This is a genomic window from Desulfovibrio sp. (assembly GCF_019424165.1).
Lineage (GTDB): Bacteria > Desulfobacterota > Desulfovibrionia > Desulfovibrionales > Desulfovibrionaceae > Desulfovibrio.
Genome location: NZ_JAHZAA010000020.1, coordinates 24,117 through 44,252, shown reverse-complemented (window position 1 = coordinate 44,252; position 20,136 = coordinate 24,117). Strand labels below are relative to the sequence as shown.

At 58.3% G+C, this 20,136-nt stretch carries 19 protein-coding genes; 11 read left to right on the top strand and 8 right to left on the bottom strand.

The annotated features are described in order from the left end of the window. From QZ377_RS08300 to QZ377_RS08290, 3 genes are all read left to right on the top strand, one after another. Positions 1-782 (top strand): amino acid ABC transporter permease (locus QZ377_RS08300; RefSeq protein WP_365854670.1); only part of this gene is annotated, 782 nt, incomplete at its 5' end. Further along, entirely contained in the window at positions 769-1,536 is a 768-nt protein-coding gene (locus tag QZ377_RS08295; RefSeq protein WP_291440691.1) for an amino acid ABC transporter ATP-binding protein, read from the top strand. The genes QZ377_RS08300 and QZ377_RS08295, both read left to right, overlap by 14 nt. Before the next feature lie 174 nt (positions 1,537-1,710). Further along, on the top strand, positions 1,711-2,961 hold the full coding sequence (locus QZ377_RS08290) for a tRNA-specific 2-thiouridylase (protein ID WP_291440690.1): 1,251 nt from the start codon (positions 1,711-1,713) through the stop codon (positions 2,959-2,961). Positions 2,962-3,105: 144 nt separating this feature from the next. On the opposite strand, the gene QZ377_RS08285 is transcribed toward QZ377_RS08290, so the two are convergent. Then, positions 3,106-4,047 (bottom strand): DUF3298 and DUF4163 domain-containing protein, encoded by a 942-nt coding sequence (locus QZ377_RS08285; protein WP_291440689.1) that lies wholly within the window; start codon positions 4,045-4,047, stop codon positions 3,106-3,108. Between the two features lie 149 nt (positions 4,048-4,196). Further along, on the bottom strand, positions 4,197-5,417 hold the full coding sequence (locus tag QZ377_RS08280; protein WP_291440688.1) for a sodium:calcium antiporter: 1,221 nt from the start codon (positions 5,415-5,417) through the stop codon (positions 4,197-4,199). A gap of 308 nt (positions 5,418-5,725) precedes the next feature. Between QZ377_RS08280 and QZ377_RS08275 the strand changes: the two genes are divergently transcribed. The 3 genes from QZ377_RS08275 (at position 5,726) to QZ377_RS08265 (ending at position 8,849) form a co-directional block, all read left to right on the top strand. Next, on the top strand, positions 5,726-7,027 hold the full coding sequence (locus tag QZ377_RS08275) for a YIP1 family protein (RefSeq protein ID WP_291440687.1): 1,302 nt from the start codon (positions 5,726-5,728) through the stop codon (positions 7,025-7,027). A 311-nt stretch (positions 7,028-7,338) separates the two neighbouring features. Continuing rightward, the gene (locus QZ377_RS08270) at positions 7,339-8,124 is read left to right on the top strand and encodes a hypothetical protein (protein WP_291440686.1); all 786 of its coding nucleotides are present in this window, start codon (positions 7,339-7,341) and stop codon (positions 8,122-8,124) included. A gap of 134 nt (positions 8,125-8,258) precedes the next feature. Beyond that, on the top strand, positions 8,259-8,849 hold the full coding sequence (locus tag QZ377_RS08265; RefSeq protein WP_291440685.1) for a TrmH family RNA methyltransferase: 591 nt from the start codon (positions 8,259-8,261) through the stop codon (positions 8,847-8,849). 137 nt (positions 8,850-8,986) lie between these two features. On the opposite strand, the gene QZ377_RS08260 is transcribed toward QZ377_RS08265, so the two are convergent. Next, the gene (locus QZ377_RS08260; protein ID WP_291440684.1) at positions 8,987-9,559 is read right to left on the bottom strand and encodes a cyclase family protein; all 573 of its coding nucleotides are present in this window, start codon (positions 9,557-9,559) and stop codon (positions 8,987-8,989) included. 112 nt (positions 9,560-9,671) lie between these two features. Between QZ377_RS08260 and QZ377_RS08255 the strand changes: the two genes are divergently transcribed. Next, positions 9,672-10,196 (top strand): MarR family transcriptional regulator, encoded by a 525-nt coding sequence (locus tag QZ377_RS08255; RefSeq protein ID WP_291440683.1) that lies wholly within the window; start codon positions 9,672-9,674, stop codon positions 10,194-10,196. A 70-nt stretch (positions 10,197-10,266) separates the two neighbouring features. On the opposite strand, the gene QZ377_RS08250 is transcribed toward QZ377_RS08255, so the two are convergent. Then, complete coding sequence (locus tag QZ377_RS08250; protein ID WP_291440682.1) at positions 10,267-10,902, bottom strand: hypothetical protein; 636 nt, start codon at positions 10,900-10,902, stop codon at positions 10,267-10,269. A 216-nt stretch (positions 10,903-11,118) separates the two neighbouring features. On the opposite strand from QZ377_RS08250, the gene uvrA reads away from it, so the two are divergent. Beyond that, positions 11,119-14,079: an excinuclease ABC subunit UvrA gene (gene uvrA, locus QZ377_RS08245; RefSeq protein ID WP_291440681.1), complete on the top strand. Its 2,961-nt coding sequence runs from the start codon at positions 11,119-11,121 to the stop codon at positions 14,077-14,079. Positions 14,080-14,449: 370 nt separating this feature from the next. On the opposite strand, the gene ahpC is transcribed toward uvrA, so the two are convergent. Next, positions 14,450-15,016 (bottom strand): alkyl hydroperoxide reductase subunit C, encoded by a 567-nt coding sequence (ahpC, locus tag QZ377_RS08240; RefSeq protein ID WP_291440680.1) that lies wholly within the window; start codon positions 15,014-15,016, stop codon positions 14,450-14,452. Positions 15,017-15,417: 401 nt separating this feature from the next. On the opposite strand from ahpC, the gene QZ377_RS08235 reads away from it, so the two are divergent. Beyond that, complete coding sequence (locus QZ377_RS08235; RefSeq protein WP_291440679.1) at positions 15,418-15,882, top strand: transcriptional repressor; 465 nt, start codon at positions 15,418-15,420, stop codon at positions 15,880-15,882. Positions 15,883-16,237: 355 nt separating this feature from the next. After that, entirely contained in the window at positions 16,238-16,483 is a 246-nt protein-coding gene (locus QZ377_RS08230) for a FeoB-associated Cys-rich membrane protein (RefSeq protein WP_291440678.1), read from the top strand. 462 nt (positions 16,484-16,945) lie between these two features. Here the strand turns inward: QZ377_RS08230 and QZ377_RS08225 are convergent, their stop codons facing one another. Then, the gene (locus QZ377_RS08225; RefSeq protein WP_291440677.1) at positions 16,946-17,347 is read right to left on the bottom strand and encodes a thioesterase family protein; all 402 of its coding nucleotides are present in this window, start codon (positions 17,345-17,347) and stop codon (positions 16,946-16,948) included. A gap of 27 nt (positions 17,348-17,374) precedes the next feature. Here QZ377_RS08225 and QZ377_RS08220 point away from each other — a divergent pair, with 27 nt between their 5' ends. Further along, complete coding sequence (locus tag QZ377_RS08220) at positions 17,375-18,547, top strand: MltA domain-containing protein (RefSeq protein WP_291440676.1); 1,173 nt, start codon at positions 17,375-17,377, stop codon at positions 18,545-18,547. A gap of 140 nt (positions 18,548-18,687) precedes the next feature. On the opposite strand, the gene fabZ is transcribed toward QZ377_RS08220, so the two are convergent. Both fabZ and QZ377_RS08210 read right to left on the bottom strand, forming a co-directional pair. After that, positions 18,688-19,155 (bottom strand): 3-hydroxyacyl-ACP dehydratase FabZ, encoded by a 468-nt coding sequence (gene fabZ, locus QZ377_RS08215; protein ID WP_012624243.1) that lies wholly within the window; start codon positions 19,153-19,155, stop codon positions 18,688-18,690. A 339-nt stretch (positions 19,156-19,494) separates the two neighbouring features. After that, on the bottom strand, positions 19,495-20,040 hold the full coding sequence (locus QZ377_RS08210) for an OmpH family outer membrane protein (RefSeq protein ID WP_012624244.1): 546 nt from the start codon (positions 20,038-20,040) through the stop codon (positions 19,495-19,497). Positions 20,041-20,136: the final 96 nt, after the last annotated feature.

The window sequence follows — 20,136 nt, the reverse complement described above, 5'->3', positions numbered from 1 at the left end:
GAAGCAAGGGCAACATTATTATGGTCACGGAGGGGGCCTCCATCCCTGACCCCCGCGAATGGCGGCTCATCAATGCCTGGTCCATTGCCCTTGTCGGGGCCATCTCCACGTTGTTTGCCCTGTGCCTGCTCTGGCCCGAACCCTATTTGCGCATTTTGCTCTATCTGCCGGACGGCGTTCTTATTACCTTCAAGATCACCGTTCTTTCCATCTGCTGTGCCGTACCTCTTGGCCTGATCACCGGCCTCGGGCGCATTTCCAATAATCGCCTGATCAACCTTATTGCCTCCACCTATGTGGAGGTGATCCGCGGCATTCCTTTGCTGGTGCAGATTTTTTACATCTACTACGCGCTTTCACGTTTTGTGCAGGTCAGCGGTGTTACTTCCGCCGTGGTGGCCATCAGCTTTTGCTACGGCGCATATCTGGGCGAAGTGTTCCGCGCGGGCATCACCGCCATCAACAAGGGGCAGAGCGAAGCTGCGCGTTCGTTGGGATTCAACGGCTTTCAGACCATGCGTTATGTGGTTCTGCCGCAAGCCATGCGCACCATTCTGCCGCCCGTGGGCAATGAATGCATAGCCATGCTCAAGGATACCTCTCTGGTGTCCATCATGGCTGTGCCAGACATCATGCAGCGTGCCAGAAGCTTTGTGGGAACCACCTATCTCTATTTTGAGACGTATACGGTGGTAGCCCTTCTGTATCTTGTCATCACGCTCATTCTTTCCAAAACCGTGAGCATCATGGAAGCCAGGCTGAACTATTATGACGGAAAGTAGCACTACGGCCACGCAGGCCGCCCCTGAGCCCATCATTGCCATCAGCAATGTATGGAAGTACTTCGGCTCGCTGCCCGCCTTGCAGGATGTGAGCCTGGACGTGGCCACCGGCGAGCGTGTGGTTATCATCGGCCCTTCCGGCTCGGGAAAATCAACCTTGCTGCGCTCCATAAACCGCCTGGAAGAAATCGACCAGGGCAGTATTGTGGTCAAAGGGCAGAATATCATGAGCCCGGACAACGATATTAACCTGGTGCGCCAGAATCTGGGCATGGTCTTTCAGCAGTTCAACCTTTTTCCGCACAAAACCGTGCTGGAAAACCTGACGCTTGCGCCCATCAAGCTGCGCAAACTTTCGCGCGAAGAGGCTGAATCCCGTGCACTGGGGCTGCTGAAAAAAGTGGGCATCAGCGACAAGGCCAATGTGTATCCGGCCATGCTTTCCGGCGGGCAGCAACAGCGCGTGGCCATTGCCCGCGCGCTTGCCATGCAGCCCGACATCATGCTGTTTGACGAACCCACTTCCGCCCTTGACCCGGAAATGGTGGGTGAAGTGCTGGACGTTATGGTCAAGCTGGCTGAAGAGGGTATGACCATGGTTTGCGTCACCCACGAAATGGGCTTTGCCCGTACCGTGGCGGACCGTCTTATCTTTATGGACCAGGGGCAGATTGTTGAACAGGGCAGACCGGAAACCCTGTTTACTACTCCCCGCCATCCCCGCCTGCGCCAGTTCCTGAATCAGATTTTATAGAACAGGCAGTCTTTTGGTCAGGAGGGGCAGTTTTGTAAAGCAGGGCTGCACCTCCCGCCATGCCTTCTCCCATCAAAATACCGGCGTTTGAGACGCCAGAAACGCCGTCCATCGCTCGTTGGCCAGCCAGAAATGGCGGGAGAGCCTGTGGATTGCGGCGGCAGAGACCATGCTATGTCTACCGGCAACAGCACTTTATCCAATACCGTGGCCGTGGCCGTGAGCGGCGGCGTGGACAGCCTTTGCGCCCTTGTCATGCTGCAACAGGCAGGACACAGCGTATTGGCGCTGCATGGTCTTTTTCTGCCCGATGCCATCCCCGAGCCGCCGCCCGGCCTTGCTGCGGCTTGCGCGGCCCTTGGCGTGCCACTGCATGTGGCAGACCTTCGGCCTGTATTTGAGCGTGAGGTGCTGGCTCCCTTTGCCGCTGCCTATGCAGCGGGCCGCACGCCCAATCCCTGCGCCCTGTGCAACCGCGCCATAAAATTCGGAGCCCTGTTTGATGCCGCGATGGATCTGGGTGCGCAGAAGCTGGCTACCGGGCACTATGCGCGGCTGGCCCCCGCGCCGGAAGACGCGGTGTCGGCCTCCCTGCCGGAAACGCTGAACCCGGCGGCATCGCAGGGCAATGCCCGTGTTTTCACCGGGGACAGCGGTTCCGGTTGCGAGGCAGAGCAGTATGGCACACACGGAACACATCCGCCCCTGCTGGCTGCGGCGTATGACGCGACCAAGGATCAGAGTTATTTTTTGAGCCTTGTGCCGCGTGAGCGTCTGGCCAGGGCCTGCTTTCCACTTGCGGAGCAGGACAAGGCCCGCAGCCGTGAAATTGTGGCCAGGGCAGGGCTGGTCGTGCCTGTTCCCAGTGAGAGTCAGGATATCTGTTTCGCCCCGGCGGTGGGCGGGGCTGCAACGGCGGGCTTGTCCGCCGCCGATGCCTACCGGCCATTTCTCGAACGCCGCTGGCGGAAGGCAGCCACTGTGCCGCCCGGCCCAGGCCCCGTATTTTTGCGTGATGCCGCGGGAGGGCTGCGGGAGATCGCCCGGCACAAGGGCCTCTGGCGCTATACCGAAGGGCAGCGTAAGGGCTTGGGCATAGCCCACAGTGAGCCTTTGTACGTGCTCGCCAAGGATGGTGCGGCCAATGCCCTTGTGGTGGGGCCGCGCGCTTTGCTGGGCGTCACGCACTGCCGCACAGGTGCGGCCAACGTGTCTTTGCCGCAGCAGTACTGGAGCGGCGAGCTGCTGGTGCGCCTGCGGCACAGGCAGAGGCCGTCGCCCGCAGCGGTGACGCTGGACGCCTCGGGCCGCCTGGACATACGTTTTGCGGAACCGCAGTTTCCCTCCGCTCCCGGACAGGTCGCGGCGGTGTATGACGGCCAGGGGCATGTGCTGGCGGCGGGTATTGTGGAAGTTATGGCATAGAGCCGTTGGTTTTGACTTGCCCTTGGGCTTGGCGCGCGCACAGGAGATGCCTTTGCGGCGGGGAGTGGCGCCTCGCGAGATTACCGCCGCAAAGGCGCCCCCTCCCCCTCAAGGCATCATAAAGCGTGAGCAGGCGTGAACGCGCTATCGTCCCCAGATGCTCAGCAGCGGTCTGGCGGCCAGCAACTGGTCCAGAGGCATATTTACTTTTTGCGCTCCGGCCGCCCAGGGCGCTACCTGGTATGGCTGAAAATTGATGCGCACCCCCTGGGGGGTAAGGGTAAGGCTGGCGAAATTTTCCGGCACGGGATTGAGGCCCGTGCGCAGCATCTGTTCCTGCCGCATGCCGCCAAGGCGCCGGGAAAGCTCGTTGTACGACCATTCTGACATGAGGCTCAACGCCACGTCCGGATCTTCAAAAAGGTCTACAAGGCCAAGCCGCTGCCCGGTAAGCAGGCTGTAGTTGAGGGTCATGACATCAAGGTTGCCGTGCGCGCCGCCGGTATAGGTCCAGACTTCAAAGGTAATGCTGAGCCCTGCGGGGGAAGGGGCGGTAATGCTGTAGGAGGCCCACAGTTCGTAAGGCGGGCGCTCTCCATCAAGGCCGGAGCCTGTAGAAAGTCCCGCCGCGCTACAGCTCTGATCAAACGCTGTGGCAATGCCCGTGACCCATTGGCGGATATCGGCGTCGATCTGTTTGCTGCCCACTGAAGGGTAGCTGATGTTGATCATGGGGCTGCCCGGCTCGTTATGGACAAGCTGATGCTCGATAATGCCGGGTCTGCGCGCGCCGGAAATAATGGCGGCGGCGCTGTCGCGGGCGGACTGCTCCGCAGCGTCGGCACTGTCCTGCCCGGCGGCATCTGTTCCGGGGGCGTGGGCGTGATTTTCGGGCGCGGGATGCCCGGCAAGCTGTGCGGAATGTGCGGCATCGCCGTCAGGGGCGATCTCCGTCACATCGACGTTGGCTGTGAATTCTTGTGAAAGGGCGGGCGATGGCGTCTGCTGGTCCGGCATACGGGCCGCTTCGGCCGCTCTTTCTCCAAGCAGCAAGACCAAGAGCAGAAGAGACAAAAGGCGCGGCATGGATATAATACCTTGATAACCAGTAAAATGTGAAGGCGAAACTGCTTGCCCGAGGTACTGTTCCATACGTGCTCTCCGGCCATGCGGGCCATTGATGCAAAGTTGCGGGCGGCGGCTTTGCCCCGCCCGCAACAGTATACATGCTTTGATTAAACTTTGAAGCCCTTGCGAAGTTCCCAGGTCTGCCGCCAGTTCTTGACAAGCAGAATCACCGCCAGCACAAGGTATACCTTGGCGTAAAACAGGTGCAGACGCAACGGGTCGTGGGGCAGGCCCAGCAGGCCCTCCAGATGCACTTCGTACAGCGGCGAAAGCAGCTGAAGGCTGAAGAGCAGCAGTAGCCACACGGCTTCACGCACATGCAGGCGCAGGTCCAGCAGCAGGGCCACGGCGAAGAGAGACTGCCCGGCTGTGAGTAATATTTCCTGAAACTGGTGTGTGTCAAGGTTTATGGCAGGGCTAAGGCTGCCGGAAGAAACCGCGTATACGCCGGGTATCATGCCAACCAGCAGAGTCCATTGATTAAGCTTTGACGAAAGCAGGCAGCCCAGGGCCAGACCGGCGTTACCCCGCGAGGCGAACATGACGGCCACGATAAATTCCGGCGCTTCCGAAGCCAGGGGGGCGACCCACTGTACCAAGAGAAATTCGTTGATATTCAACTGTTTTCCGCTGGCAACAAGCCCTTCGCTGAAAGATTCGGCATTGCCGAGAATAACCAGGGCCGAAAAAATAAAAATGCCCCCTACAGTGCGCAGCCGTATTTTTTTTGCCAGCTTGGCAAGAACCTCGGCCGGGCCTTCCAGCTCTTCTTCCTCCACGGGGCGGCGCATGATGATAAGGATATACCACACATAAATGCCCAGAAGCACCAGGCCGTCCACCCAGGTCAGTGAACCCTTGATGGGGATGAACAGGGCATAAAGCGTGGCCATGGCCAGAAACAGCACGTCGGTGCGTTTGTCGTCGTTGAGAGTCACCGCCGAATGAAAGCGTCCGGCAAAGATCAATACAATGGCCGACCAGCCCACGCCGATAAGCAGCCTGTTGGCGCCGGTCATGTTGGCGATGGCATAGTGTGAATAAGGGCTTTCGGGGTGTTGGCCCGCCATCCAGGTAAAGTACATGTCCACCGCATATTCGGGCAGCACGGCGATAAAGGCCACCACAGCTACGGCCACGGCTTGCGGCATGTCCATCTGGGCCACTTCACAGGCCCAGGTGAGCAGAAATGACGCGCCGAGGATGGCCATGCCTGAAAGCAGCGTCACGATAAACGGAGAAATATCCGGCGGTGCCAGATGCAGGGCAAGACCGGGAATGGTCATGAGCACTGCCAAAATGTAGGGCCGTAGGGCGCGTATGTTCATGATGTCTCCTTAAAAATAAAAAAAGACCTTGGCGTTCACGCCAAGGTCTCACTAATCGGCTTACCGACGGCGGCACCAGGCCCGAAAGCCATGCTGTTGATACCGCCCGGGTTTCAAGAACCCAGTTACTCCCCTTGTGGAAGCCAGAGTATAGCCACTCAGCAAGGCTGTCAACAATAAGAATCCTTCGCAGCCACAGGTTTTTTCCGGCGCGGCAAGGTCAGAGGCGGCCTCTTGCCAGCGCCGGGGCCTGCGGATAGTATAAAAAGGATTCATGCCCATCTTTTGAGCTTACCGAGGAGAGTCTAGTGAACATTACCTGCCCGCGTTGCGGCTTCAGCCGCCAAGTGTCCGCCGACCGTCTGCCAGCGCGCGCGGTTATCGCCACCTGCCCCCATTGCGCCTGCCGCTTTCGTTTCGGGCCGTCCACGGGGGAACACGAAGTTCTGCCGGACGCGCCACAGGCGGAGCAGCAGGAAGCCGTACACCGGGGCAATGCCGACAGGCCTGCTGCATCAGCCCAGGATGCCGCACCGGGTGTGGATGAACCCTCTTCCGCGCGTGGCCCTGAAGAAGACGATCCGCTGCCCCCCGGCGCCATTGTGCCGGGTTCCTCTCCTGGAATTTCCGGCCGGTCAGACCGGTCGGGCCGGTCAGTGCAGGAAGAGCACGAGGACGACAACGGGGAAGAAACTTCTGCGGGCGGAGCGCGGCCTTTTGACCCGCGCGGCTCCAGAGGGGACGAACACGCGGAAGAAGACCCCCGTGCCGCGGCCAGTCGCGCTTATGAACGCGAATACGAGCGCTATGGAACCAGGGGCGGCCTGGAAGGAAAGAACGGCAGCGGGCATGACAGTCACGACAGACATGACGGCCATGACGGTCATGATGCCCGTGATGGGTATACCCCCCGTAACGGCTATGGCCGTCACGCCGAAGACGGGGATGATCCCTATGACGGTCGCGACTATGATGACGAATATGACCATGCGGAAAGCGGCATCCCCTGGGAAACAGCCCCTGAACCGGATGGGTGGATAGCGGCATTTTATCAGACCTGCATGCGGGTCATGTTCGGTGCGCAGCGCTTTTTCAGCCAGGTGCAGCCAGGTTCGCCGCAAATGCGCGCCCTGATTTTCTATCTGCTGGTGAGTGTGGTACAGGTTGTTGTGGAGCGTGTCTGGTCGGGCGTGTTCATGTCGCTCATGGCCCCCAGTGCCGCCTCGGACCCGCAGCTTGAAAAGATGCTGGTCATGCTTTCGCCACAGATGAGCCTGCCGATGGTCATGCTTATAAAAACGGGCATGTCCGTCATCCAGTTGTACGTGCTCAGCGCGCTCATAAATTTTACCTATGGCTTTGTGCGCGGCAACCGCACCGATTTCAGCCAGGTATTTCAGGTGCTGGCCTATTCTGCCGCGCCCACCTTGCTGTGTGTGGTTCCCCTGCTGGGTTCTCTTGTGGGTTTTGTCTGGATGGTGGCTTGCGTGCTGATAGGCTGCCGCGCAGCCCTCAAGCTTACCTGGCCGCAAACTCTTATGGGGCTTGCTCCGGTGGTGCTGCTGCTCGCCCCCCTGATTTTGCAGATTTTTCAGGCGGCACGGTTGTAGCCTGAATTACGGCGTTTGCCCCCAATAGGCATCGCCGCCCGGCCGTTTCTTTGTGGACGGTCGGGCGGCGATACTTTTCAGCGGCAGCCGGCGTCTGTCGGCCAGGTTGCCGTATCCGGCCGAGCTGTAGGCCCCTGCTTGGCACGTTTCTGGCATCTGACAGAAAAATGGCACACACTGTGCCGCCCCGCAGTGCGGCATGCGGGGGCTTTTTAACGGGGGCGGCATTTTATCAGCTACAGCAGGCGCCGGGCAGCAGTTGGCAAATGGATGCCAAAAGTGACGCGCGGCGGCCCCGGCCAGGAGAAAATATGCATACCTGCCTGAAATTTTCCGGAACGTGGCGTGAACAGAGCCTTGCGGCATACGCATGGCCGCTGGCACGCATGGTCATGACCGTGGCGCTGGGCCTGCTGCTTTTTTTGCTTTGGGGCTGCTCGCGTGCTCCTGACGACAGCCGTCGTACCTACGACTTTACCGGCGACCTGAGCATGCCCATACAGGTGCAGGTCAACAACTTTGTGCGGCGGCAGCCTCCGGCCATCTATGTGCGCCCCATGGAGCCTCTGGGCTATCGCCCGACCGCACTTTTTGTGCCTTTTCGGGCCGTGCAGCAGATAAAAGACCCCGTGACCTTCAGCACCATGTTTTCACGCCAGATCTGGCAGGTGTGGCTGTCGCTCAATGCCTTTTCGGCGCTTGAGTATGATGCCAAGGCCGGGCCTTTTGACCCGCAGCGCGCTCTTGCGCTTGCGCGCGCACGCGGGGCCGACATGCTGGTGGGCGGGTACATCAACCATTATATGGACGGCGGCTCCGGCGGCACCAGTTCGCTTTCGCTGGCTATCGAGGTGTACGACGCCAAAAGCGGTACGCTGCTGTGGTCCATGGCCCAGGGCGGGCTTATGGATGCCCGGCAGGTGCACGACTTTTATCTATTCTCCATCACGGAGGTTAATCCTGAAGATCCCGCAGGCCTCATAGCCCGCGCCCTTGCCTGGGACATGGGGCGTCAGGTGCTGGGCTGGGTGGACCCGAGCCGCCCGGCCGGCAGGGAATCTTCATGGACGGACATGCTCAAATCAAAGGCATTTTGACGCGCGAAATCCCGCGGACGACGCTGCCCAGGCCCCCGGAAACAGGTTTCGGGGGCTTTTTGCGATGCGGCTTGCCTGAGCGGGCTTTTTTTGAGAAGTATCAGGACCTGAACAGAACAGCAAAGGAAGACCTCATGACCAAGGAACCCACGGAACGGCGCAAGGCCCGTCTGCTCGAAGTGCTGGCCCACCGCCAGCCGGACCTCACCCTGGTGCTGGCAAATATTCACGATCCGCATAATGTTTCAGCCATTTATCGTTCGTGCGATGCCTTTGGCGTCAGCCGCGTCAACCTGTATTATACCAATACACCGTTTCCCTCGCTTGGGCGCAAGACGTCGGCTTCCGCCAGAAAATGGGTGGAGAGCGCGCGTCACAAAGACAGCGCGGCACTTATGGAAAGCCTGCGCGGGCAAAACATGCAGGTACTGGCTACATCCTGCTCGCCCACAGCCCGCCCGCTGCGCGACTGGGACTTTACCCGCCCCACAGCCGTCATTATGGGCAATGAGCACAGCGGTGTAGAGCAGGAACTGTTGCAGATGGCCGATGGCGAACTTTATATTCCCATGTACGGGATGATCCAGAGTTTCAACGTGTCTGTAGCGGCGGCCATTATTTTATCCGAGGCCGCCCGGCAGCGGGAAGCTGCGGGCATGTACGCCACGCCGCGCATGGCTGCTGAGGTTCTGGAGGAAAAATTGCAGGAATGGCTTGAGAAATAGTCCGCTGCAGTCACGGAGTTTTTCGCGCCGCTTTCCCGACGATATTTCCGGGAAAGCGGCGCAGTCCTTTGTGGCGGCACGCCTGCCTGCGGACATTTTGCGGATGGCTGCCTGTCATGCGGCGTGATCGCCCGGTTTCAGGCGGCCGCGAACTCGGCCACAATGCGGCAGGGCAGGCCGGTGCTGCCCTCAAGACGCAGGGGAAACGTTCTGACAACAAAGGTTTTTTCTCCTGCAACCGTACACAGCGCTTCAAGATTATAGACGTTTTCTACTACAAATGTACCAGCTTCCGCACAGAGGAGGTCGGCTTTTTTGTGCTCCCCGGGCAGGCGAACGCCAGCGCAGTCCACTCCGATCATGGCCACGCCCTTTTGCGTCAGGGCTTCCAGCAGATCCCAGGCAAGTTCCACCGGAGCGTGAAAGTAAGCCTTGTCGGCATAGGCATGTTCTTCCAGTACGCCTGTGCGCAGAAACACAAAATCTCCTGCTTCAATGTGCTGCATGGGCAGGTCGCTTGTCATGATGTCGCGGCCCCTCACGTGGCGCACGTCAAATACTCGTCCCTGTCGCGTGAAATACTCCTGGGGCCAGGGCTTGCCCATAAGGTCAAGGTGGGTTCCCACATGGCCGAAAATCTCCAGGGCAGGGTGGGCAGAAAGGGCGTCAAAAGTTTCTCGTGTCAATGGAAGGCTCAGATCAATAAGCATGGTTTTTCCTTTTAATGGTATTTTTGTTTCCTGGGAAACAATATAGAAGGGTTTTGATTCCCGGTCAACAAAAATATGCTACACTGCGCCCGAGCAAGCACAGGGAGAAGATATGCCTGAAAAAGAAGAGCTAAGACAGCGTGTTATCGGCGGTCTTGTGAATATTGCCCAGCGGATGGAAGAAGTGAACGGGCTGTTTGACAAGGCTGGCAACAATCTTGCGCAGGCGGAGCTTGGCGGGCTGATTTTGACTGAGATGCATTTTCTGGCCCTTCTTGCTGGTGATGAACCGGTTAACGGTGTTGCCGCAGCCAGAAAACTGGGAATGACGCGGGGCGGTGTTTCAAAAATGGCGGCCCGGTTGCAGGTGGGGGGCTTTGTTCAGCCACGCAGAATTTCCGGTGATAAGAAAAGCCTGCTGTATGAGCTGACGGACAAGGGGCTGCGGGCTGCGGCCATGCACCGCACGTTGCACAATCTGGCTGAAGATCTCTTGTGGGAGCGTCTCAAGGCCAGCCCGGAAGAAGAGCTGGAGCGCTTTGCCCGCATGCTGGCGCGCACGGCAGAGGCGCTGGGCGAAGCAAACAGGCAGGTGCGCATCAATGCCACGGCCCTGCTGGCGGGTGAAAAAAAATAGTCCCCCCGGAGGTGGAGGGACCGATGGACTGCGCATCTGTGGTCAGCGGCGGGCCGCCCGAAGTGCCTTGTTACTGCATTTCACTATGCGGCTGCACGTGCTTTTCAAAGCTTTTACCGTTCCACTGGTAGCCTATATCATTGGCTACCGGCACATGGGCCATGCCTGTGCTTGTCCAGAACAGGGGCTGCGCCCGCAGGCCGCCAAGGCCAAGACAGATCATGACTGTGGCCTGAACGTCCGGCGGCAGCTTCTGGTCTTTGCCCAAAAATTCTTCCACAGACGGTTCGGGCGGCGTATCCACAGGAACAAGGCGGCCGGAAACGTCCATACGCCACAGCTCTACCGTGCATACAGGGCCGCCCAGTGTGCCGATGGCCGCATCAACGGCGTTGCTGCCGTTATGCCGGAAAAGGCGCAGGGCTACGGCTACATCGTGAAAGGGCAGGGTGGCGAAAACCATGACGTCTTCGGTTTCTCCGGCCACTTCCCAAAAGTCGGCCTGCCCGCTGGCGAGCAGTTTCTGCTTTTCGACAGGGCCGAGGCCTTCAGGGGTATTTTCAAAAATACTTTCGGGCAGGGCGGCAAAAACTTCTCTGGCGCTACGTTCATGCCCGGCGGCAGCCGCGGCACAGTGGAGTGCCAGGGTGGCTGTCAGGGCGAGGGCCAGAACAAAAAAAACAGTGCATGAGCGCTGGCGAAACATAATATACTCCCTCCGCAAGACAGTTTGATGGACTTGCGGTTCGTAAAAATTTTTATACCGCGTTTGTCATTGTTTGTCCACGCAGGAGTAAATAAGTTCTTTCATATTGATTGAATAATGAAAACAGGGTATTAATTATATTCATTCCTGTTAGCCGCGCCTGGGCGCGGCATCACCATCTTGCCAAGCGGCCCTGCCGCGCTTACATATGCCCGCATGAATACCAGCACCAACAAGTCCTGCATACATATTGAAAAGGCCCGTCAGCACAACCTCAAAAACATCAGCCTGGACATCCCGCGGGATGAGCTGGTGGTCATTTGCGGGCCTTCAGGCTCGGGAAAATCCACTCTGGCCTTTGACATCGTCTATGCCGAGGGGCAGCGCCGCTATGTGGAATCCCTTTCGGCCTATGCGCGTCAGTTTCTGCCCCAGATGGACAAGCCCGATGTGGAAAAAATAGAAGGCCTTTCGCCCGCCATTTCTCTTGAGCAGCAGAGCGTTTCGCGCAATCCGCGCTCTACCGTGGGTACGGTGACGGAAATATACGACTTTCTGCGCGTCTTTTTTGCCCGGCTGGGGCGCATGTACTGCCCCCAATGCGGCCGCCCCATCGAAGCCCGTGCTGCTGATGAAATCATCGCTGATATTCTTGCCCTGCCGCAGGGGACGAAATTTATGGTGCTGGCCCCTCTTGTGGAGCTGCAAAAAGGCACGCATCAGGACAAGTTTAAAAAACTCAAGGCCGAGGGCTTTGCCCGCGTGCGCGTCAACGGGGCTTTTCACACGCTTGATGACGTACCCACCCTTGATAAAAACAAAAAACACAGCATTGACCTCGTGGTGGACCGCCTGGTCAACAAGGAAGGCCTGCGCGGCCGTCTGGCCGACTCGGTGGAGCTGGCCCTGCGGTACGGCGAGGGACGGCTTGTCATCCATCTGCCCGACAAGGCTGCCGCCGGTGAAGAGGCCGATACCGTGCACTCCACCTCATCTGTGTGCACGCACTGCCGTATTTCCCTGCCTGCGCCCAGTCCCCAGCTTTTTTCTTTTAACGGCCCGCAAGGGGCCTGCCCGCGCTGCGTGGGCCTTGGCGGCGTGGATTATTTTGAGCCGCGCCTGGTTGCGCCCAATATGGGGCTTTCGTTGAACACGGGGGTGCTTCTGCCCTGGGCCACGGGCAAGATGTTCAGCCGCTATGAGGATGCGCTCAAGGCGCTGGGCAAGCGTTTCAAGTTCAGCCTGTCCACACCGCTGGAAGATTTTTCTGAAGACGCCCTGGCTGCGCTTTTTTATGGCGAAGACGAGCAGGGCAGGCCTGCCCGTTCTTCGCAGGGCCTGCGTCGTAACTGGATGGGCGGCAACGTGGCCCTGGGGGCTGGCGGCGATTACCAGAGCGAGCATTTTACCGAGGCCAGAAGCGCCGGAGATGTGAGTGTAAGTGAAAAGCGCTGGCCCGGAGTGATTCCCCTGCTGGAAAGCGGCATGCAGTATGGCGATGCCTGGCGCGAAGCACTTTCGCGCTACCGCCAGACCATGGACTGCCCGGACTGCAAGGGCGCGCGGCTCAACGTCAACGCGCTTTCCGTGCGTGTGGATGACCTGAATATCGCGGACTTTTGCAATCTTTCGGTGGAGCGCGCCCTGGAATGGCTGGACAGGCGTACGTTCACGGGCCGCCATGTGGTCATTGCCGAGCCGCTCATGAAAGAACTGACCCACCGTTTGTCCTTCATGCGCAGCGTGGGGCTGGAATATCTTTCGCTGGGGCGCTCCATGTCCACTCTTTCCGGGGGCGAGGCGCAGCGCATCCGGCTGGCAAGCCAGCTCGGCTCCGGCCTTGTGGGGGTGACCTATGTGCTGGACGAACCGTCCATCGGCCTGCACCCGCGCGACAATGAGCGGCTGCTGGGTACGCTGCGCTCGCTTCAGGCCCGTGGCAATACGGTGCTGGTGGTGGAGCACGACGAGGCCACCATCTGCGAGGCGGATACGGTTATCGAGCTTGGTCCCGGTTCCGGTGCGCACGGCGGGGACATCATGTTCCAGGGCAAGGTGGACGACCTGCTTTCGCATGCAGACACGCTCACGGCCCGCTATCTGCGTGGCGACGACACCATCGCCCTGCCCGATGCCCGGCGCGAGCCGCAGGGTGAGCTGGTGCTGCACAATGTGACCACCAACAACCTGCGCAATGTGGAATGCCGTATTCCCCTTGGCGTGCTGACCTGCGTGACGGGCGTTTCCGGCTCGGGCAAAAGTTCGCTGGTGGTTGATACGCTCTACAAGCATCTGGCCCTGAATCTGGGCCTGCGTGTGGACCAGCCCGGCACTATCGGCGGGCTGACATATGAGGGCGGGGCGGCCCCTGTGGAGCGCGTCGTGGCCATCGACCAGACGCCCATCGGGCGTACACCGCGCTCGAACCCGGCCACCTATACAAAAATATTTGACGAAATCCGCAATATTTTTTCCCTGACGCAGGACGCCCGCAAACGCGGCTACAAGCCGGGGCGTTTCAGCTTTAACGTGCGCGGCGGCCGCTGCGAAGCTTGCGGCGGCGATGGGCAGATACGGGTGGAAATGCACTTTTTGCCGGATGTGTACGTTACCTGCGATGTGTGCAAGGGCAAGCGCTATAATCATGAAACCCTTGAGGTGCGGTATAAGGGCCTGAATATTGCGGAGGTGCTCAACCTTACCGTGCGGCAGGCCAGGGAGCTGTTTGAAAACTATCCCGCGCTGGAGCGCCGCCTGGCAGTGCTGGAAGAAGTGGGGCTGGAATACTTGCGGCTCGGGCAGCCCGCCACCACACTTTCCGGTGGCGAGGCCCAGCGCATCAAGATTTCGCGCGAACTGGGCAAACGTTCCCTGCCCGGAACCATGTACATTCTGGACGAACCGACCACGGGGCTGCACATGCACGAGGTGGGCAAGCTCATCAAGGTGCTGCACGCCCTGGTGGACAAGGGCGCCAGCGTGGTGGTCATCGAGCATAATACCGACATGATTCTGGCTTCGGACCATGTTCTTGATATGGGACCGGGCGGCGGAGAAAATGGCGGGCTGATCGTTTCCGCGGGTACTCCCGAGGCCATCGTGGCTGACCCCCAGTCCGTCACCGGGCGTTTTCTTATGCAGGAACGGCTGGACAGGATAAAGCGGCGCAAAAGCTGAGCGCACAGCGCGCCAGGCAGCCTGTGCCGAGACCTTGCGGCTGAAGACAGCCCATGCGGTAAAACGCCCGGAGCCTGCCTGGGAAAATCTGGCGCTGCAAGGATCAGGGAGTAAAAAGATTTTTTGAGATCAATCTGATAGCAAAGGCCTTTTTTACGCCGGTCGCGTCTCATATGGGGCGTCTCCGGCGTGAAAAAGGCCTTTGCTTGCTTCGGTACACATGCGTGTATTGAAGATGCCCTGACCAGATCAATTAGCCTGACCAGATAACTATGATGAATATAAAGGAACCACCCGCTTGCGCGGGTGGTTCCGGTTCGGGGATAGTGCCAGAGGAGGGGTGAGGCTATGGGACTGAGAAATACAGGGCTTAGAGCTTGCCCACCAGGTCAAGGCCGGGCTTAAGGGTAGATTTGCCGGGCTTCCAGCGGGCTGGGCATACCTGATCGCCGTGCTGGGCCACAAACTGGGCAGCTTCAAGCTTGCGCAGCAGTTCTTCGGCATTACGCCCAATACCGAGGTCGTGCACTTCATACGCTTTGATGATGCCTTCGGGGTTCACAATAAAGCTGCCGCGCAGGGCCTGACCGGCTTCTTCAATAAGCACGTGAAAAGCACGGGAAAGGGTGCCGGCACTGTCGGAAAGCATGGGGTACCTGATTTTGGCGATGCTCGGAGAAGCATCGGCCCAGGCTTTATGCACAAAGGCACTGTCTGTGGAGACAGAGTAAATTTCGCAATTGAGTTTTTTAAAGTCTTCGTAGGTGTCCGACAGGTCTTCAAGCTCGGTGGGGCACACAAAGGTAAAGTCGGCAGGATAGAAAAAGAAAATGGACCAGTGACCCTGCAGGTCGGTGTCGCATACATTTTTCAGTTCACCCAGGTGATAGGCCTGCACATTGAAGGGTTCAACCTTGGAATTGATCAGATTTGCCATATTATTTTCCTTGCAGGCGGAACGCGCGTACGGCTCCGGAAAGGGTTGGGGATCGTCCTGTTTGAAAACAGTATTCAATCCTAATAAAAATGTCAAGTCTGCTGCAAAAAAATCCAGCTCATCCTGTTCTGGAAAATCAACGACTGTACTCTTTGATTTTAAACCTTATATACAGGCTACCGAGCGGGCAGCAAAGGGGCAAGGCCTTCACGCTGTAGGGATTACCGGGATTTAAGCCCATGACAGGTTCTTGTAATTCATTGCTTTTTATTTGAAAGTGCGTCACAAATAAAGATGTATTCTCTGAACATTTCAGCATAACAGGCTCGAAAAACTCGCGCTTTGTTTTTCTTGGCATGAACGTGGAAAATATTTTATATTGCTCCCGGGGGTAGGCAATTATGACAGCAACACAGCGTAACGCCTGCCTGGCGGACTTTCTGGAGTTCATGAACCGCAAGGGCCTGAACACCACATCGCAACGGCGCATCATAGCCGAAGCCTTTTTTGAGCTGCCGGGCCACCACTCTCTTGAAGAGTTTTACCAACACATCCTGCAGCGCGATCCGGGTATCGGGCAAACGACGGTATACCGTACCCTCAAACTGCTCTGTGACGCCGGTATGGCTATGGAAATTCACTTCAGCGACGGCATTACCCGTTATGAAGTCGCCAGACCCGACAGCCATCACGACCATCTGGTCTGCCTGCAGTGCGGCAAGATCGTGGAAATCTGCGACCCGCGCATTGAAACTCTACAGCGTGAAATGGCCGAAAAATACGGCTTCAGGCTGCGGGGCCATGTACACAACCTGTACGGTCTGTGCGAAATGTGCCGTACCCAGGCCGCCGAAGAAAACAGGTAAGAGCTTCATGCGGTTGCGACAGGGCTTTCAGCCTGTGTGCCGCATGAAATAACTTGCTGTTCCGTAACGGGGTCACCTGTTGCGGTCCCCATACGCACACGGCCACAGCAGATGTGGCCGTGAGTGGCCGGCAGAAACTGCCGTTGAGGTTATTTTTTTGCCGCAGAGCATGGCTTTGGTTGCGTGCTTGCCTGAACGGCATGCGTCCGGCCTGCTTCTGGTTTTCTTTATCCTCGAATATCCGTGCCGACTGGCGGCAAAGCGCGTCTATGCCGTGGCAGAGTTGAAATCAGGTCATTGCGAACTTGACTTTCATTTTCGCTAGGCGCACTATGAAAACGTGAGGTGATTTAAGATGGACATACAACTGATTATCGTGGCGCTCTGTATCGCAGCCGCAGCTTTTTTTGTTATCAGGCGTATGATGCGCGCCATGCGCAAGGGCCAGTGCGGTTGCGGCTGCGACAGTGGTTGCGGCAGCGCTGACCGCCCACGGGAAATGTCTTGCTGCTGCACAGGAAAAAGCGCGGATGACGATGAAGCCCGACGTCTGGAGTCTGCCCGCATTGATTCCAGCCATAAACCTGAAGACCGGCAATAGACGTTTACGTGAGCAGTTTTTTATAGGTTTTTTGTGAGAACAGCCTGATTCTTGTTTTTTCAGGCCTCCTGAGAGGCCATATGCGGCCGCTCAAGCGGCCCGCTCCCCCACTGGATACCGTTCTTGCCGAAGTCTTTCCATCGGCAAAAGCGGCCAAGCCTTGCCAGATAACGCCCCCTCCGCCCGTGTCTGCGCCGCCGTGCGGCGCAAGATAGCGGGAACGTAAAGGCCCCGGAACATTCCGGGGCCTTTCAACATCGTACGGCCTGTTTTGCGGGCAAATGTGCCGGCAAACATCACATTGCGCCTGTGAAACACAAAAAGCCTGTTGCTTCCGCCCATGATGGTTGGGAGGGCTGTGGGGTGCTCCGCAGATTTTTCGTTGATTCCACAGGGTGTTGTGGCTGCGCATGCAATCCCGGAGCTGCCGGACCGCGTGTTGTATCCGGTTTTTCCGTTTGCTCAGGCCAAAGCTTTTCCGGCATCAAACGTGAGGCTGCGGAACCAGTCAGGTACAGGCACGGGGCGGCCTTCGCCGTTGACCAGAGCGTGATGGGTCATGCCGGTAGCCAGAAGGCGCTTCTTGTCCTCGCTCCATATCTCATATACAAAGCGCATTGAGGCTCGCCCCCATTCGCTGATGCCCGCCCGTACCAGCACAAGGTCATCATAACGGGCAGACGAACGGTAGCGGCACTGGGCCTCGCGAACCGGCAGGATGATGCCTTTCTTCTCCACCTCGGCGTAGCTCATGCCGCAGCGGCGGATGTACTCGCTACGGGCGCGCTCGAAAAGGTGCAGATATTCAGCATAATAAAGAACGCCCATCGTATCTGTTTCGCCATAGGAAACACGATGGGGCATCCAGATCTCAGGAGTGGGGAACTCTTCATGCACGAGAATGCTCCTTGGTTATACGCGCCTTGTGTTTATGGCACGGTCGACCGGCCCTGTGGGTTCAGACCGGTTCTGGCGGCGCTGCTGCTCATGTGTTTTCTGCTCGGGGCCTGTGGCAAAAAGGTGGCCCCTCCTTCTCCGGAACCAGTGGGACCGCCTGTGGCCTTTGAAAGCCCGGAGTTTTTTGTAAGCTGCCTGAGGCCTGTCAATCAGGACCTGACCAGCTGGAAAGAGATGGCTCCTACCGTGCGCAAGTCTTTGCGCTATGTCAACAGCAAGCCCGCCACGGCCATTGCCGTGCAGCGTCCGGGGTTGACCGTGACCTGGGGCGAGCTTTCGCGCACGTTGACCCGGCTGCAGGAGCTTCTGCCCCGTCTGGACAGGGAGCCGGAGCTTTTTCTGGCAAATTTCCGCTGGGTGGAAGTGCCTGACGGCATAAAGTATTCGGGATATTACGAGCCAGTGGTGCGCGCCAGCCGTACACGCAAGCCGGGGTATACCCAGGCCATCTACGGGCTGCCGCCGGACCTCAAAAAGGTGGCGGCCAAACGTGGGCGCTACTATGACCGCCGTACCATTGAAGAAAAACAGATACTGGCCGGAAAAGGCCTGGAGCTGGCCTGGGCTGCCGACCCTGTGGACGTATTCTTTCTGGAAATCCAGGGTTCAGGCCGGCTGGTTTTTGATGACGGAACCCAGGCCTATATAAACTATGCGGGCCAGAACGGCCACAAATACAAAAGTTCGGGACGTATCATGCGTGAGAAAGGCCTGCTCAGGGAAGGGCATATCTTTGAGCAGCGCCAGTGGTTCAAGGACAATCCGCAGCGCGTGCGCGAGATATTGAACGAAAACCCCAGTTATGTCTTTTTTCGCTACGGAACCCGTGGCCCTACCGGAGCGATGGGGCAGGTGGTGGACGATTGGCTGTCGCTGGCTACGGACCGCACCTTCATCCCCCTGGGCTCTGTCGTGGCTTACGGGGTGAACATTCCTGACCAGCAGCGCGGCAAGGTGCCTTTGCGCGGCATCGGCTTTGCGCAGGATGTGGGCGGCGCCATCAAGAAAAACCGTATAGACGTGTTTTGCGGCGGTGAGGAGAGAGGCAATTATGTGGCCAGCCATCTGGATGCCAGAGGCCCGGCCTGGGTATTGCTGGCAAAATAATAACCGGTCGTCTTGGGCCGGTTGAGGAAAAGCCCGTTTGCAGCCGGGGGATAATGATATCCCGGCTGCAAACGGGCTTTTGTGTGCTTGAAGATATTCGTCGCCTGTTCGTCGCCTGTTCAGCGCTCGTCAGCGCCTGTTCAGTCTTTAGGCCTGTCGCCAATGGCAGCGGTGATCTGCGCTTCCGCGGCCAGCTTGCCGTCTACAAAGGCGCGGGCTTCCATCTTGCAAAGCTTGAGTTTCATGCGGATGTTGGAGCACTCAAGGTCAAGGCGGTCGCCGGGGACCACCTGACGGCGGAACTTGACGCCGTCAAGGCCGGTAAAGAGAAAGAGCTTGTCATCCAGATCGCCCATGCCTGACGCAGCCAGCAGGCCGCCTGTCTGGGCCAGGGCCTCAAGAATGAGCACGCCGGGCATGATGGGCGCACCGGGAAAATGCCCCTGGAAAAACGGTTCGTTGAATGTGATGTTTTTGTACGCCTTGATATGCGAACCGGCGACGCATTCCACCACCCTGTCCACCAGCAGGAAGGGGTAGCGGTGGGGCAGCAGGCGCAAGATGCGCTGTATGTCCATGCTCTGGCTCTGTGGCACTGAATCCTGCATATTGTTCTGGCCTCCTTGGCGAATTTGGTGTGTGCAACCGGGACAGCCGGGATTGCGGCGGCATTGTCCCTGCGGCGCTTTGCCGTGCGCCCCGTTGAAAACCTTATCTTTGCGAACAGGTGCGACAATACGAGCAAAAGGTTCATCCCGGCGTCCGCCTGCACAAATGACTGTACAGAAGGTTGCGCAAATGGCCCCCAGGGGCGCGGTTGCACCTGCGCATCGTGGCATGCGCCTTGCCCGCGCAGCCTTAAGAGCGCAGGCAAGGCAACATTGCCGCAAAAAAAAGCCTCTCGCCCCGTCAGGGTCGAGAGGCCGTGTCGCTTTGCTGGCGGGCGCTTATTTTTTGCCGCCCTTGTCGTTTTTCTTTTCTTTGTAAAGCCTGTTCACTTCGGTGAGCACGTCCTGGGTCAGGTCCATTGACTGGTCGGCATACAGAACGCCGCCCGCAGTCACGTCCACCACAAAGTTGAAGCCCTTGGTACGGGCCACTTCATAGGTGGCGCTGAAGACCAGGGTCACCATGTCTTGGCGCAGCTTCACTTCTTCCTGCTCAACCTTGCGCAGGAAGTTGCGGGTCTTCTGGTCCAGGTCCTGCTTGGCGCGGATGAATTCCAGCTTTTTTTCTTCGCTGACCTTGGGATTTTTGAGCGATTCGGCCTTTTTCTTCAGGGCTTCGCCCTGCTTTTCCAGTTCGGCGCGTTCTTTGCCGAACTTCTGTTCCATCTGCTTTTTGGCGGCCTCGGCGGGTTCGCTCTGCGTGGCCACAGTTTGCATGTCCACTACACCAATCTTGGCGGCGGGCACGGCGTTGCTGTCAGCCGCAAGGGCCGCTCCGGCCATGAGCATGCAAACCGCTACGGTCATCATCAAAACCTTGCGCATGTAAAGTACTCCTTCCCCGATTGCTGTTTTTATATCTCGTCCTTGCGGAATTGGGATGACCCTTGCGCCGTAAGAAACTTGTATAACACTGTTTTT